This window comes from Caballeronia glathei, assembly GCF_000698595.1.
Lineage (GTDB): Bacteria > Pseudomonadota > Gammaproteobacteria > Burkholderiales > Burkholderiaceae > Caballeronia > Caballeronia glathei.
This window is the reverse complement of sequence record NZ_JFHC01000045.1, coordinates 19,285-34,250: the sequence shown is the minus strand read 5'-3', so window position 1 is coordinate 34,250 and position 14,966 is coordinate 19,285. Positions and strand designations below refer to the sequence as shown.

Sequence of the window (14,966 nt, the reverse complement as noted above, 5' to 3'; positions counted from 1 at the left end):
CATGGAAGCGTTGGTTCTCGAAGAAAAGGGCCGCATCAGCCTGCGACCCTTCGCGTTGCCGCAGGTAACCGGTCCGCGCGATGTGCGCATTCGCGTTCACACGGTCGGCATTTGCGGCAGCGACATTCACTACTACCAGCATGGCCGCATCGGTCCGTTCGTCGTCAACGAGCCGATGGTGCTCGGTCACGAAGCGGCGGGCACCGTGATCGAGGTCGGCGAGGAAGTGAAGCATCTGAAGGCGGGCGACCGCGTCTGCATGGAGCCGGGCGTGCCCGACATGGAGTCGCGCGCATCGCGCGAGGGCATGTACAACCTCGATCCGAGCGTGCGCTTCTGGGCGACACCGCCGGTGCATGGCTGCCTCGCGCCGTTCGTCGTGCATCCGGCGGCTTTCACGTTCAAGCTGCCCGACAACGTGAGCTTTGCCGAGGGCGCGATCGTCGAGCCGCTTGCCATCGGCATGCAGGCGGCGACCAAGGCAGCGATCAGGCCGGGCGATGTGGCGGTCGTGCTCGGCGCGGGAACGATCGGCATGATGTGCGCGCTGGCTGCGCTCGCCGGGGGATGCAGCCGCGCGATCGTCTGCGATCTCGTGCCCGAGAAGCTCGACCTGATCGCGGGCGTGCAGGGCGTGACCGCTGTCGATATCCGCGAGCGGCGCGTGCGTGACGTAGTGTCGGAGCTGACGGGCGGATGGGGCGCGAACGTCGTGTTCGAGGCGAGCGGCAACGAGAAGGCGTTCGACGGCATCGTCGACCTGCTGTGCCCGGGCGGCTGTCTCGTGCTGGTCGGGATGCCGCAGAAGGCGGTGCCGATCGATGTCGTCGCCGTCCAGATCAAGGAGGCGCGCATCGAGTCGGTGTTCCGCTATGCCAACATGTTCGAGCGGGCGATTCAGCTGATCGCGTCGGGCCGCATCGACGTGAAGCCGTTCATCTCGCGCTCGTTCGCTTTCGCGGACGGCATCAAGGCATTCGAGGAAGCGGCGAGCGGCAATCCCTCGGACGTCAAGGTGCAGATCGTGATGGAGTAGCGCGCCGCCGCATGCCGTGCATGCCAACCACCGCAAGCCGAATACCGCAACCCGAGCGAGAGCATCATGAGCGCAACCGAAGAGAACCCGACGCAGATGACGGCGATCGTCTGCCACGCGCCGAAGGACTACCGGGTCGAGCGCGTGCGGCGACCGACAGCGGGCCGCAACGAACTGGTGATCCGCATAGCGGCCTGCGGCATCTGCGCGAGCGACTGCAAGTGCCACTCCGGCGCGAAGATGTTCTGGGGCGGCCCGAGCCCGTGGGTGAAGGCGCCCGTGATCCCGGGCCACGAGTTCTTCGGCTACGTCGAGGAACTCGGCGACGGCGCCGCGGAGCATTTCGGCGTGACGCTCGGCGAGCGCGTGATCGCCGAGCAGATCGTGCCGTGCGGCAAGTGCCGCTATTGCAAGTCGGGCCAGTACTGGATGTGCGAAGTGCACAACATCTTCGGCTTCCAGCGCGAAGTCGCCGACGGCGGCATGGCCGACTACATGCGCATTCCGCCGACGGCGATCGTCCACAGGATCCCCGATGGCATATCGCTCGAGGACGCCGCGATCATCGAGCCGCTCGCCTGCGCGATCCACACGGTCAACCGCGGCGACATCCAGTTGGATGATGTCGTCGTGATCGCGGGTGCGGGCCCGCTCGGCCTGATGATGACGCAGGTCGCGCATCTGAAGACACCGAAGAAGCTGGTCGTGATCGATCCGGTGGAAGAGCGGCTCGCGCTCGCCCGCGAGTACGGCGCGGACCTCACGATCAACCCGAAGACGGAAGACGCGCAGGCGATCGTGAAGTCGATCACCGGCGAATACGGCTGCGACGTCTACATCGAAACGACGGGCGCGCCGGTGGGGGTGTCGCAGGGTCTCGACATGATCCGCAAGCTCGGGCGCTTCGTCGAATTCTCGGTGTTCGGCAGCGACACGACGGTGGACTGGTCGATCATCGGCGACCGCAAGGAGCTGGACGTGCGCGGCGCGCATCTGGGGCCGTATTGCTATCCGATCGCGATCGATCTGCTCGCGCGGGGGCTCGTGACGTCGAAGGGAATCGTGACGCACGGCTTCAGTCTCGAGGAATGGTCGGAGGCGATCAGGATCGCGGATTCGCTGGAGTCGATCAAGGTGCTGCTCAAGCCGCGATAGCGCGACGACAGACCGGCGTTCGGCGCCGCGATCCGCAGGCGCCCGACGGGCTCGCTGCCTGCGCAGCCGGCCGTCGAGGCCGGTCGTTGCCACGCGCCCGCCCGGGCTGTATGCTGGAACGAACAGGCGGCAGGCAACGAAGCGGCGCAGCGGTGCAGCGGTGCAGCGACGAAAGGGCATGACATGGACACGAACGACGCGATAACGGACACCTCGGTACAGCAGGCAATCAAGCTCTTCTATCAGGCGGTCGCCCTGAAGGACATCGCGCTGTTCCGGAAAGTCGTGACACCGGACTGGGAATACATTCCCGCGCCGCCCGGGCCGCAAACGGGCCCGGACGTGATGGTCCCCATCTTCGCCGACCTCACGTCGGCGCTTCCGGACATGGACATCCATTTGCTGGATGTGCTGATACACGGCAACAAGGTTGCCGTGCGGGCGCGCGTGACGGGTACGCAGTCCGGGCCGCTGATGGGCATCGCGGCGACGTCCAAGCAGATCGATTTCGCGATCCACTCCTTTCACGAACTGCGCGAGGGCCGCATCGTGAAGACCTGGCACCTCGAAGACTGGCTGAGCGTATTCAGGCAACTCGGCGAACTGCCGCCGAAGCTCTCCTGACCTGCACGCAGCGCAGCCGCCGATCATGCGCGATTCGAACGGCTGTGCTTCTTTTTCAGCCAACAGCTAGCTTCCCGCCGACGCCGCCGCGTCGGCGCGGCTCCATGGAAAGATAATCACGAGGCCGCACCGGATCACTGACGCACTCGCCCGACAAAGGGGATTGCACATGAACTACGCGCGTCTTTCGAATTGGCTCTTCGCGCTGCTGCTCGCGACGATGCTTGCCGGGTGCAGCGGCGGAAGCAGTTCGAGTCCAGGCGGCGAATCGTCCGCGACGGGCGGCAGCAGTCCGGCGAGCGAATCGGGGACGGGGTCCGGCGCAAGCTCACCGGCGGGCGGGTCAACCGGATCGGGCGGCGATAGCGGCAGCGGATCGGGAACTGGATCGGACGCGGGCGGCGGTGGCACAGGTGGCGGCACCGGCAGTGGCACAGGAGGCGGCACAGGTGGTGGCACCGGCGCTGGCACCGGAGGCGGCACAGGCGGTGGCACAGGCGGCGGAACGCTGCCCGCCGCGAATGCCAAGGACGTCACCACCTATCACAACGACATCGCGCGCACCGGCCAGTACCTGAACGAGACCGTGCTCACGCCGGCGAACGTCAACGCGACGTTGTTCGGCAAGCTCGGGTTCTATGCGGTGGACGGCGCCGTCGACGCCGAGCCGCTCTATCTCGCCGGCCTGCCGATCGCGGGCGGCACGCACAACGTGCTGTACGTCGCGACCGAGAACGCGAGCGTCTACGCGCTCGACGCCGACACAGGCGCGACCCTGTGGCAGGTCTCCACGCTCGGAGCGGGCGAAACGCCGAGCGACGACCACAGCTGCCCGCAGATCACCCCGACCATCGGCATCACCGCGACACCCGTCATCGACCGCTCGCGCGGGCCGCATGGCGCGATCTATGTCGTCGCGATGTCCAAGGACGGATCGGGCGGCTACCATCAGCGAATTCATGCACTCGACCTCACGACCGGCGCGCCCTTGTTCGGCGGTCCGACGGAGATCGCCGCATCGTTTCCGGGCAACGGCGCGAACAGCGTGAACGGCCGCGTCGTGTTCGATCCGAAGCAATATGCCGAGCGGCAGTCGCTCTTGCTGCTGAACGGCGTGATCTACACCGGCTGGACCTCGCATTGCGACTTCCAGCCCTATAGCGGTTGGGTCATCGCCTACAGCGCCGACACGCTCAGGCAGACGAGCGTGCTCAATCTCACGCCGAACGGCTCGGGCGGCGCGATCTGGATGAGCGGCGCGGGGATGGCGTCGGACGGCACGTCGATCTATTTTCTCGATGCGAACGGCACATTCGATGCCACGCTCGACGCCTCGGGCGCGCCGTCATCGGGCAATTACGGCAACGCGTTTCTCAAGCTGGCCACGGCGCCCGGTCTCTCGGTGGCGGACTACTTCCAGACCTTCAATACGGTGCAGGAATCGGCCGCCGATATCGACCTCGGCTCGGGCGGCGCGCTCGTGCTGCCCGATTTCACCGACGCGAACGGCGTGCTGCGCCGCCTCGCGGTGGGCGCGGGCAAGAACTCGAACATCTACGTCGTCAACCGCGATGCGATGGGCAAGTTCGACCCGGCCACGAATCACGTCTACCAGGAAGTGCCCGGCCAGCTCGGCGGACCCGAGTTCGGGATGCCCGCGTACTTCAACAACATGGTGTACTTCGGATCGATCGGCGACCCCATCAAGGCGTTTCGCATCAGCGGGGCGCTCCTCTCCGTGGCGCCCGTCAGCGAGACGCCGAACAACTTCGGCTCACCGGGGGCGACGCCCAGCGTATCGGCGAACGGGACGTCGAACGGCATCGTGTGGGCAGCGGAAAACGGTGTGATCGCGGCGCTGCACGCCTACGACGCGGCCAATCTCGCGAGGGAGCTCTACAACAGCAATCAGGCCGGCGCGCGCGACCAGTTCGGCCCCGGCAACAAGTTCATCACGCCGATGATCGCGAACGGCAAGGTGTACGTGGGAACGAAGAACGGCGTGGCGGTGTTCGGCTTGCGCTGAGCGCGGCATCGCACGACGGTCCCGCTTACGGCGTTCCGCTTTTCATGCGCTTCCTGATCTCCGAGTCGAGGATGAGCCGCCCGCGCAGCTTGCCCTTCATCCGCTTCACGTAGCGCGGCGCTTCGGTCATGTGGACCACCATCAGTTCGCGCACCTTCTCGACATTGCGTTCGCGCGCCGCCTTCGTGATCGCCTTGTGGATCTTCACGTTCGCCTGGCCGAAGCGCTCGTGCTCGGACTGCGGCGTGTCGTTACGAAACTCGATGAGCTGGCGGATCATCTCGTTGATCAGCTCGCAGCTGAAGCGCAGGAACGGATTCGGATTGGCGGCCGCGAGGATGTCGTGGAAGTTCACGTCCTCCTGACGCTGCCTGACGATGTCGCCCCCCGCGTGGGCCGACGCCGGTCTGTCGCAGCACGCGATGCTCGCCTCCAGCCTGCCGAAATCCTCCTCGGTCAGGTGCGGCACGGCGCCGGCGGCAAGCTCGGGTTCGAGCAGCTGACGCACCGTGTAGATGTCGTCGATCGTGACGTCCTTGAAGAACAGGTAGTTCTGCAGGAGTTGCAGCGTGCGGTCGAGGGGCACTTCGACAATGGTCCCGCCGCCGCTCGGACCGGTCGTCACCTTGATGAGTCCCTGCACCTCCAGCGACTTGAGCGCCTCGCGAATCGTGCTCTTGCTCACCGAGAACAGCTGCTGCAATTCGACCTCGCGCGGCAGCCGGTCGCCAGGCTTCAGGTCCTTCTCCGTGATCAGCCGCTTGATCTCCTCAGCGACCAGATCGGCGCGCTTTTGCTGCTTGATCTCGATCGCCGCGCCAGGCCTTGCCCGATCCATAACCATCTCGATGCTCCTCTCGTAGCCGTTCGCGCGAAGCGCCCGGGCTTTACACAACCGGGAATTTTGCCCGATTGACACAGGAATTTATTGTACCTAGGATCTGGTTCATTCTATTTATCATGATAAATAGAACAAGGCCAGCCGATCATGCAGGCGGCGGTCCGCAGGTCTTGCCAACGGGTTTCAGAGCCGGTCACACGCGGGGTTTTCATGACAAGGAGCACCAATTTGAATCGCCGAAACATGTTGAAGCTGGCCGCGCTGTCGGCCGTTCCCGGATCGCTCGGGTCGCTCGTCGCGAAGAGCGCCTTCGCGCAGGGCGCGCCGATCCAGTTCGCCTGTCCGGTGCCGATGTCGGGCCCGTTCGCGGCAAACGGCAAGTACGCCGACCTCGGCATGAAGCTCGCGATCGAACAATACGGCAAGGTGCTCGGCCAGCCGCTCGCCTACACGGCGCTCGATACCGAAGGCAAGCCCGCGACCGCCGTGCGGCGCGTGCAGGAAATCGCGCAGCAGAAGAATGCGCGCTTCTTCGCGGGCGGCATCCTGTCGTCGGAATCGCTCGCGATGGGCAAGGAAGCCGAGAAGGCCGGCGGCATCTTCATCACGACGGCGGGCGCCGACGAGATCACCGGCAAGGACTGCAACAGCGCGACGTTCCGCTGGTCGGTGCCGACTTTCGGCGCGATCGAGCAGACGGTGCGCCCGCTGATCCAGACGATGCCCAAGGCGAAGCGCTGGTACACCATCACGCCGCAATACGTGTTCGGCGACGGTCTGCTGTCGGCGGCCAAGGCGATCTTCAAGGAAAAGGGCATCGAGCACGTGGGCAACAGCTACCACTCGCTCAACGAAAAGGAATTCAGCGGCTATCTGACCAATGCGGTCGCCGCGAAGCCCGACGTGCTGCTGATCCTGAACTTCGGCTCGCAGTCGTCGGATACGTTGCGCCAGGCGGTCAGCTTCGGCATGAAGAACAATTGCACGATCCTGCTCGCGTGGGCCTCGGGGCTCGAACAGTTCGAGGCGCTCGGGCCGGACCTGTGCGATGGCGTGTACTTCGGCGCGCAATACTGGCATGCAATCGATTCGCCGCTCAACAACGACCTCGTCAAGCGCGTGAACGCCGCGTACAAGACGAACCCGAACTACAGCCTGGCGGGCTCGTACATCTGCACGAAGATCCTGCTGGACGGCATCGTCAAGGCCGGCAACGCAGACCCGAAGAAGGTCGTCGCGGCGCTCGAAGGCATGAAGTACGCGGGCCTCACGGGTGCCGAGGAGATCCGCGGCGGCGACCATCAGGTGCTCAAGAACTACTACCTGCTCAAGGGCAAGGCGAAGAACAAGATGAAGAACGCCGACGACTACGCCGACATCGTGAGTTCCGGCCAGTCGTTCCTGCCGCTCGACAAGACGCAGTGCAAGCTGGCTTGACCGCTCGCGCGCGGGCCGCGTGTCGAACGCGTCCGCGCCGGTTCACTTCGGACGAAAAGCCATGAACGTTTATCTGTTGCAGGTCGTGAACGGCATCGGTGTCGGGATGCTGTACTTCCTGCTCGCGGTCGGTCTGTCGATCGTCTTCGGGCTGCTGCGCTTCGTGAACTTCGCGCACGGCGCCTTCTATCTGCTGGGCGCGTATTTCTGCTATCAGGCGATGCAGTGGTCGATGAGCTTCTGGGCCGCGCTCGCCGTGGTGCCGGTCGTGGTCGGCGCGCTCGCGTGGGTGGTCGAAAAGGCGATCCTGCGGCATGTCTATGCGCAACAGCACGAGTTCCACATTCTCGCGACGGTCGGTCTCGCGCTCGTCCTGCAGGAATGCGCGATCCTCATCTGGGGGCCGCTCGGCGACAACGTGCCGGTGCCCGACGTGCTGAACGGCGTCGTGATGTGGGGCAGCTTCATCTACCCGAAGTACCGGCTCTTCGTGATCGGCTTCACCGCCGTGCTCGCGTTCCTGCTGTGGTGGATCCTCGAAGGCACGCGGCTCGGCAGCGCGGTGCGCGCCGGCAGCGAATCATCGGAGATGGTGTCGCTCCTCGGCATCAACGTGGTGCGCGTGTTCAGCCTCGTGTTCGCGCTCGGCGCGGGTACCGCGGCGCTCGCGGGCGTGCTGGCCGCGCCGATTCGCGGCGTCGATCCGTTCATGGGCATCGAGGCGCTCGGCGTCGCGTTCGTGGTGGTCGTGGTCGGCGGCATGGGGAACTTTCTGGGCGCGCTGGTGGGCGGACTGCTGGTCGGCATCGTGCAGAGCGTGATGAGCACGCTGTGGCCCGAGGGCGCCCGCCTGATGATCTACGTCGCCATGGCGGCCGTGCTGCTGCTGCGTCCGAACGGACTGCTCGGGAGAACCGCGTGAACTCGAAGACGCTCGCAGCAAGCCCGGCACCGCGTTCGTTCAGGACGCGGCTCTTTCACTATCGGTTCATCCTGCTCGCGGCACTCGTCGTCTGCATCCTGCCGGTCACCATGCGTTCCGGCTCGCTCGCCACCGAAGTGCTGGTGTTCGCGCTCGCCGCGCTCGGCTGCAATCTGCTGCTCGGGCACACAGGGCTGCTTTCCTTCGGACAGGGCATCTTCTTCGGCCTCGGCAGCTACAGCGCAGGGCTCGTGCTGACGAAGGCGGCCATGCCGATGAGCGTCGCGCTCCTTGCCGCAATCGTGACCGGCGCGGCCGCGGCTGCGGTGGTCGGCTGGTTCTCGATCCGCCAGCGTGGTGCCTACTTCGTCATGCTCACGCTCGCCTTCGGCCAGATGTTCTACTTCCTCGCCTACACGACACCGGAACTCACGGGCGGCGACAATGGCCTGCTCGACATCCCGCGTCCGGCGCTCTCGCTCTTTGGCAGGACGCTCGTGCCGATCGCGTCGCCGTGGCAGTACTACGGTTTCGTGGCGGTGCTGTTCCTGATCGCGTTCTGGCTGATGATGCGCGTCTCGCATTCGGTGTTCGGCCGCACGCTGCTCGCGATCCGCGACAACGAGGCACGCGCCGCCGCCGTCGGCTACGACGTGAAGCGTTTCAAGCTCGCGGCGTTCGTCGTGTCGGGCGCGGTGACGGGGCTCGCCGGCGCGCTGCACGCGTTGATGACGGGCATCGCGCCGCTGTCCAACATCGACTATCACACGAGCGAGATGATCCTCGTGATGACGGTGATCGGCGGCACGGGCAATCTCTTTTCGTCGGTGCTCGGCGCCGCGTTCTATGTGCTGTTCGCCGACTGGCTCTCCACGCTGTGGCCACGCTGGCTGCTGCTGCTCGGCCTCGTGCTGATCGCGGTGAGCCTCTTCATGCAGCGCGGGCTGTGGGGCCTCGGCGAACGCATCTGGCAGGCCGCGCGCCGCAACCGGGAGGCCTCATGAGCGAAGCGATTCTTCAGGCGAAAGGCGTGGTGAAGCGCTACAACAAATTCACCGCGCTCGCCGACGTCAATCTGAATATCCGGGCGCGCACGGTGCATTCGGTGATCGGCCCGAACGGCGCCGGCAAGACGACGCTCTTCCACGTGCTGACCGGCACGGTGCCGATCACGGCGGGCACCATCGTGTTCGATGGCCACGACGTCACGCACGAGCCCGACTACCGGCGCGTGCGGCGCGGCATCGCGCGCTCGTTCCAGGTGACGAGCCTGTTCGCGAACCTGAGCGTGCGCGAGAACCTGCGCCTTGCGGCGCAGGGCGTCGATTCGAAGCGGGCGCTCAATGCATGGACGCCGCCGCACGGCGCGCTGGACCACGCGGACACGGTCGATGCCATCCTCGAACGGCTCGCGCTGCAGCGCTTTGCGGGCACGCTCGCGGGCGTGCTCTCGCACGGCCAGCAGCGGCGTCTCGAAGTCGGCATGGCGCTCGCGGCGAAGCCGAGGGCGATCTTCCTCGACGAGCCGACTTCCGGCATGGGCATCGACGATCTCGACGACATGAAGCGTCTCATCCGCGGCCTGCGCGACGATTACACGGTGGTGCTGATCGAGCACAACATGGGCATCGTGATGGACATCTCCGACACGATCACCGTCATGCAGCAGGGCCGCGTGCTGGTGGAAGGACGTCCCGACGACATCCGCGGCGACGAGCGCGTGCGCAGCGCGTATCTCGGCAACATGATTACCGGAGGCCGCGCATGATTCTCGACGTGCAGGACATTCACGGCTACTACGGCAAGAGCCACATCCTTCAGGGCGTGTCGCTCACGGTGGGCGAGGGCGAGACGGTCACGCTGCTCGGGCGCAACGGCGCGGGCAAGTCGACCACGCTCAAGAGCATCGCCGGTGTCGTGGCGCCCCAGAAGGGGCGCGTCGTGTTCAAGGGCGACGATGTCGCGAGGCTCGCGCCGCACCGCATCGCGGCGCGCGGCGTGTGCTTCGTGCCGGAGCACCGGGGCATCTTCCGGCTGCTGAGCGTGGAGGAGAACCTGCGGCTCGGCGCGCGCAAGGGCTCGCCGTGGCAACTCGCCGATATCTACCGCATCTTTCCGCGCCTGAAAGAACGGCGCACGAACGGCGGCGGGCAGTTGTCGGGCGGCGAACAGCAGATGCTCGCGATCGGCCGCGCGCTGATGAACCATCCGCGCCTCCTGATGCTCGACGAGCCGGTGGAAGGGCTCGCGCCCGTGATCGTCGAGGAGATCGTCGCGCAGCTGAAGCTCATCAGGCAGGCGGGCGTCGCGATCCTGCTGGTCGAGCAGAACCTGGAGGTCTGCACGCAGCTCGCCGATCGCCACTACATCATCGAGCAGGGCCGGATCGTCTACGAGGGCGGCAACGTCGCATTCGCCGCAGACGAATCGATCAAGGACCGCTACCTCGGCGTGGGCGTTGCCTGACCCACGCCTTTTCATCGCAAGGACTCCGCATGCAAGCTCACGATTTGCCGGCGCACGCCGGTCTGCGCATCGACGGTGCGCGTCTCTGGAACAGCCTGATGGACCTCGCGCAGATCGGCGCGACCGACAAGGGCGGCGTGTGCCGTCTCGCGCTCACCGATCTCGACCGGCAGGCACGCGACCTGTTCGTCGCGTGGGCGAAGGAGATCGGCTGCGCGGTCCGCGTCGACGCGATCGGCAATATCTTCGCGCGCCGCGCGGGAACGCGCGACGACCTGCCGCCCGTGATGACCGGCAGCCACATCGATACGCAGCCGACCGGCGGCAAGTTCGACGGCAACTATGGCGTGCTGGCGGGGCTGGAAGTGCTGCGCACGCTCGCCGATGCGAACGTGCGCACCGAGGCGCCGCTCGAAGTCGCGGTATGGACGAACGAAGAGGGCTCGCGCTTCGTCCCGGTCATGATGGGTTCGGGCGTGTTCGCCGGGGCATTCACGCTCGATCACGCGCTCGCGCAGCGCGACCGCGCGGGCGTGTCGGTGCGCGAGGCGCTCGCGGCCATCGGCTACGGCGGCAGCGAGCAGCCGCCGCATGCGGTCGGCGCCTATTTCGAGGCGCATATCGAACAGGGCCCTGTGCTCGAAGCGAACGAAACGACGATAGGCGTCGTTGAGGGTGCGCTCGGCCAGCGCTGGTACGACGTCACCGTTCACGGCATGGAGGCGCATGCGGGGCCTACGCCGATGGAGCTGCGCCGCGACGCGCTGCTCGTCGCCGCCGATCTGATCCGCGACGTGAACCGCATCGCGCTCGATCACGCGCCACATGGTCGCGGCACGGTCGGCTGGGTGGACGTGCATCCGAACTCGCGCAACGTGATTCCGGGTCGGGTCACGCTGACGGTCGACCTGCGTGCCGCCGACGATGCCGCGCTCACCGCGATGGATGCCGCGTTGCGCGCGACATGTGCCGCCGCCGCGCTGCCGGTCGATGTCGAGCAGGTGGTGTACTTTGCTCCGCAGCCGTTCGCGGCGCCGCTCGTCGCAGCGGTGCGCGACAGCGCGGAGGCACTCGGGCTGTCGTCGATGGACGTGATCAGCGGCGCGGGCCACGACGCCGTGTATCTTGCCCGCGTCGCGCCCGCCGCGATGATCTTCGTGCCGTGCAAGGACGGCATCAGCCACAACGAAATCGAGGATGCGCGCGCCGATCATCTCGAAGCAGGATGCAACGTGCTCCTGCAGGCGATGCTGCGCGCGGCGAACCCCACAGGAGTGAAGTCAGCATGAAGATCCTCATCGCGCGGATGAATCACGAGACCAATACGTTCTCGCCGGTCGCGACCCCGCTCGACGCGTTCGGCCGCAACGGACCGTGCTACGGCGAGGACGCGTATCGCGAGAACAAGGGCATGCGCACCGCGATGTCCGCGTTCATCGACGCGGCCCGGCACGAGGGCGCGCAGATCGTCACGCCGATATCGGCGTCGGCCAATCCGAGCGGGCCGGTCGCCGCCGCCGCATACGATGCGATCTGCAACGCGATCGTCGATGCGGCGAGCGGCTGCGATGCGGTGATGCTCGATCTGCACGGCGCGATGGTCGCGGAGAATTCGAACGACGGCGAGGGCGACCTGCTCGAACGCGTGCGTGCTGCGCTGCCCGAGGCGCCGATCGCGGTCTCGCTCGATCTGCACGCGAACGTCACGCAGAAGATGATCGACAACGCCGACGTGATCGTGAGCTTCAAGACGTATCCGCACGTGGACATGTACGAGTCCGGCGAGCACGCGGCGCGGCTGCTCTTCGATCGCGTGCACGGGCGGGCGCGTCCGGTGATCGCGTGGTCGCAGCCGCCGCTTCTCACGCACACGCTGCGCAGCACGACCGCCGAAGGCGCGATGAAGCGCGCGGTGGAAGCGGCGAGCGCGGCGGAGCGCGACGGCATGCTGGCGGTGTCGGTGTTGTCGGGCTTCTCGCTCGCGGATATCGAAGCGCCGTGCATCAGCGTGGTGGTCGTGGGCGACGGCGATCGCGAGGCGGCGCAGCGCGTCGCGAAGCGCATCGCGCAGCAGATCTGGGACGAGCGTGACGCGTTCGTCTATCGCAGCGAACCGCTTGCGGACTCGGTGGCAAAGGGCGCCGCGCTGGCGCGCGACACCGACAAGCCCGTGCTGCTGCTCGATCACGGCGACAACTGCATGTCGGGCGGAACCTGCGACACGATGGACGTGTTCGTGGAAGCGCTGAAGCAGGGGCTCGACGGCATGGTCACCGGTCCGTTGTGCGATCCCGAGGCGGTTGCCGCGCTCTATGCCGCTGGCGTGGGCGCGACGGTCACGCTTTACGTCGGCAACAAGCTGGCAGGCAACGCCGCGAGTCCGCGGCCCCCGGTGCGGCTGACAGGAACGGTGCGCGCGCTCACCGACGGCGAATACATCATCAGCGGTCCGACCTACACGGGCCAGCGCGCATTCATGGGCCGCGCGGCGGTGCTCGATACCGGCGCGGCTCAAGTGCTCGTGACGGAGCGCACGCACGAGCCGTGGGACCTGGGCGTGTTCGAGAGCGTCGGCATCGATCCGCGCGGTGCGAGGTTCCTGATCCTCAAGTCGAGGATGTATTGCCGGCCGGTGTTCGTGCCGATTGCGGGGGCGCTCGTGGAATGCGACAGCCGCGGCGTGACGAGTTCGGACTACGGGCTGTTCGAATTCGGCAAGCTGAAACGGCCCGTCTATCCGCTGGATGCCGATACCGCGTGGTAAGGCTCGATCTTGTGCAGGCGCGTCAAAAATGACTGCGTCTGCGCTGCGTGCGCGGTACTTTCCGCATCGTGGAAACACACAGGCAGAAACGGCCGTCATGCCGATTACAGCTCCGTAATTGTTGCCTTTCCCGGGCATTTGTGCGGGAAAACCCCAGCGTCCGCATCGTCCTAGGACACGTGACGCGGCGTTCCTGATCTGTATCTTGAATGAACGACGGTGCCGGATTCGGCACCGGTCATTCTGGAATTTTGGAAGACGATCATGAACTACGCGCAACCGTCGACACAGGACGCGGTCCGACGCACTTCGTCCGGCCCGATGCGGCGGGCGATGGCCGCATCGGCAATCGGCAACGCCACGGAATGGTTCGACTACGGCATCTACACCTACGGCCTCACCTACATTTCCGCGGCGCTGTTCCCGGGCAGCACGGCCGAAGCGACGCTCTTCGCGCTCGCCACCTTCGCCATCTCGTTCCTGGTCCGCCCGCTCGGCGGCCTCTTCTGGGGCCCGCTCGGCGACCGCCTCGGGCGCAAGCATGTGCTCGCGCTGACCATCATCATCATGTCGGTCGCGACGCTGATCGTCGGCTTGCTGCCGACCTACGGGAGCATCGGCTGGTGGGCGCCCGCGCTTCTGATCCTGCTGCGCCTGATCCAGGGCTTCTCGACGGGCGGCGAGTATGGAGGCGCGGCCACTTTCATGGCGGAGTACGCGCCCGACGAGAAACGCGGCTTTTGCGGCAGCTTCCTCGAGTTCGGCACGCTCGCGGGCTTCTCGCTCGGCGCGTTCCTGATGCTGGGTTGCTCGGTGGCGCTCGGCAGCGAAACGATGCATGAGTGGGGCTGGCGCCTGCCGTTCCTCGTCGCTGCGCCGCTCGGTCTGATCGGCCTCTATCTGCGATCGAAGATGGAAGACACGCCCGTGTTTCGCGAGATGGCGAAGGCAGCGGAACGCGACGAGCGCGCGGGCTTGCCGCTCGCGCAATTGCTCGCGCAGTTCTGGAAGCCGCTCGTGCTGCTCGCCGGGCTCGTCGTTGCATTGAACGTGGTGAACTACGTGCTGCTCGCCTACATGCCGACGTTCATGAAGCAGCAGCTCGGCATGAGCGACAACATGTCGTTGCTCGTGCCGCTGATCGGCATGCTGGCGATGATGACCCTGCTGCCTTTCGCCGGCGCGCTGTCCGATCGCATCGGCCGCAAGAACGTCTGGTGGATTTCGCTGACCGGGCTCTTCGTCGCCGCAGTGCCGATGTTCATGCTGATGTCCCACGGCGTTGCGGGCGCACTGATTGGTTTCGCGGTGCTGGGCGTGCTCTACGTGCCGCAGCTTGCGAGCATCTCGGCGATGTTCCCAGCGATGTTCCCCACGCAGGCGCGCTACGCAGGCATGGCGATCGCCTATAACGTATCGACGTCAATCTTCGGCGGCACCGCGCCGATGGTCAGCGACTGGCTGATCGGCCACACCGGCTCGACGCTCGTGCCGGCCTACTACATGATGGCCGCTTGCGTGGTCGGAGCGGTGGCGCTCATCTTCGTGACGGAGACGGCCGGATGTTCGCTGCGCGGACGCGGCATACCCGGCGTGGCCGGCGAGAGCGGGCCGCAAGCGGCGCCCGCGTCACGGCCCCTTCACGATTCGGACGACATGTACGGCGAGAGCCCGCGCGTGAACGCGTAACGTTCA

The 14,966-nt window shown here is 66.2% G+C and carries 13 protein-coding genes; 12 read left to right on the top strand and 1 reads right to left on the bottom strand.

The genetic code is table 11. The features are described from left to right. Nucleotide 1 precedes the first annotated feature (1 nt). The 4 genes from BG61_RS24830 to BG61_RS44670 all read left to right on the top strand — a co-directional run bounded on the left by BG61_RS24830 (nt 2) and on the right by BG61_RS44670 (nt 4,841). Complete coding sequence (locus BG61_RS24830; protein WP_035934101.1) at nt 2-1,036, top strand: NAD(P)-dependent alcohol dehydrogenase; 1,035 nt, start codon at nt 2-4, stop codon at nt 1,034-1,036. 66 nt (nt 1,037-1,102) lie between these two features. After that, nucleotides 1,103-2,191: an alcohol dehydrogenase catalytic domain-containing protein gene (locus BG61_RS24825; protein WP_035934100.1), complete on the top strand. Its 1,089-nt coding sequence runs from the start codon at nt 1,103-1,105 to the stop codon at nt 2,189-2,191. Between the two features lie 183 nt (nt 2,192-2,374). After that, complete coding sequence (locus BG61_RS24820; RefSeq protein WP_035934099.1) at nt 2,375-2,815, top strand: ester cyclase; 441 nt, start codon at nt 2,375-2,377, stop codon at nt 2,813-2,815. A gap of 169 nt (nt 2,816-2,984) precedes the next feature. Further along, complete coding sequence (locus tag BG61_RS44670) at nt 2,985-4,841, top strand: PQQ-binding-like beta-propeller repeat protein (RefSeq protein WP_267908540.1); 1,857 nt, start codon at nt 2,985-2,987, stop codon at nt 4,839-4,841. Nucleotides 4,842-4,866: 25 nt separating this feature from the next. Here BG61_RS44670 and BG61_RS24810 read toward each other — a convergent pair whose 3' ends face one another. Next, nucleotides 4,867-5,685 (bottom strand): FadR/GntR family transcriptional regulator, encoded by an 819-nt coding sequence (locus BG61_RS24810; RefSeq protein ID WP_035934098.1) that lies wholly within the window; start codon nt 5,683-5,685, stop codon nt 4,867-4,869. 225 nt (nt 5,686-5,910) lie between these two features. On the opposite strand from BG61_RS24810, the gene BG61_RS24805 reads away from it, so the two are divergent. From BG61_RS24805 to BG61_RS24770, 8 genes are all read left to right on the top strand, one after another. Continuing rightward, nucleotides 5,911-7,119 (top strand): ABC transporter substrate-binding protein, encoded by a 1,209-nt coding sequence (locus BG61_RS24805; RefSeq protein ID WP_035934096.1) that lies wholly within the window; start codon nt 5,911-5,913, stop codon nt 7,117-7,119. Nucleotides 7,120-7,180: 61 nt separating this feature from the next. Further along, entirely contained in the window at nt 7,181-8,041 is an 861-nt protein-coding gene (locus BG61_RS24800; RefSeq protein WP_035934094.1) for a branched-chain amino acid ABC transporter permease, read from the top strand. Continuing rightward, the gene (locus BG61_RS24795) at nt 8,038-9,045 is read left to right on the top strand and encodes a branched-chain amino acid ABC transporter permease (RefSeq protein WP_035934093.1); all 1,008 of its coding nucleotides are present in this window, start codon (nt 8,038-8,040) and stop codon (nt 9,043-9,045) included. Before BG61_RS24800 ends, BG61_RS24795 begins: the two co-directional genes overlap by 4 nt. Continuing rightward, on the top strand, nt 9,042-9,809 hold the full coding sequence (locus BG61_RS24790; RefSeq protein ID WP_035934091.1) for an ABC transporter ATP-binding protein: 768 nt from the start codon (nt 9,042-9,044) through the stop codon (nt 9,807-9,809). Before BG61_RS24795 ends, BG61_RS24790 begins: the two co-directional genes overlap by 4 nt. Beyond that, the gene (locus BG61_RS24785) at nt 9,806-10,507 is read left to right on the top strand and encodes an ABC transporter ATP-binding protein (RefSeq protein ID WP_035934090.1); all 702 of its coding nucleotides are present in this window, start codon (nt 9,806-9,808) and stop codon (nt 10,505-10,507) included. The genes BG61_RS24790 and BG61_RS24785 overlap by 4 nt, the downstream gene beginning before the upstream one ends. Nucleotides 10,508-10,536: 29 nt before the next feature. Beyond that, nucleotides 10,537-11,796 carry a Zn-dependent hydrolase gene (locus BG61_RS24780; RefSeq protein WP_035934088.1) on the top strand — a complete coding sequence of 420 codons (1,260 nt, stop codon included), beginning with the start codon at nt 10,537-10,539 and terminating at the stop codon, nt 11,794-11,796. Continuing rightward, a complete protein-coding gene (locus BG61_RS24775) occupies nt 11,793-13,271 on the top strand; it encodes a M81 family metallopeptidase (protein WP_035934086.1) in 1,479 nt (492 codons plus the stop codon). The genes BG61_RS24780 and BG61_RS24775 overlap by 4 nt, the downstream gene beginning before the upstream one ends. Before the next feature lie 264 nt (nt 13,272-13,535). Next, nucleotides 13,536-14,960 (top strand): MFS transporter, encoded by a 1,425-nt coding sequence (locus tag BG61_RS24770; RefSeq protein ID WP_081868181.1) that lies wholly within the window; start codon nt 13,536-13,538, stop codon nt 14,958-14,960. Nucleotides 14,961-14,966 lie beyond the last annotated feature (6 nt).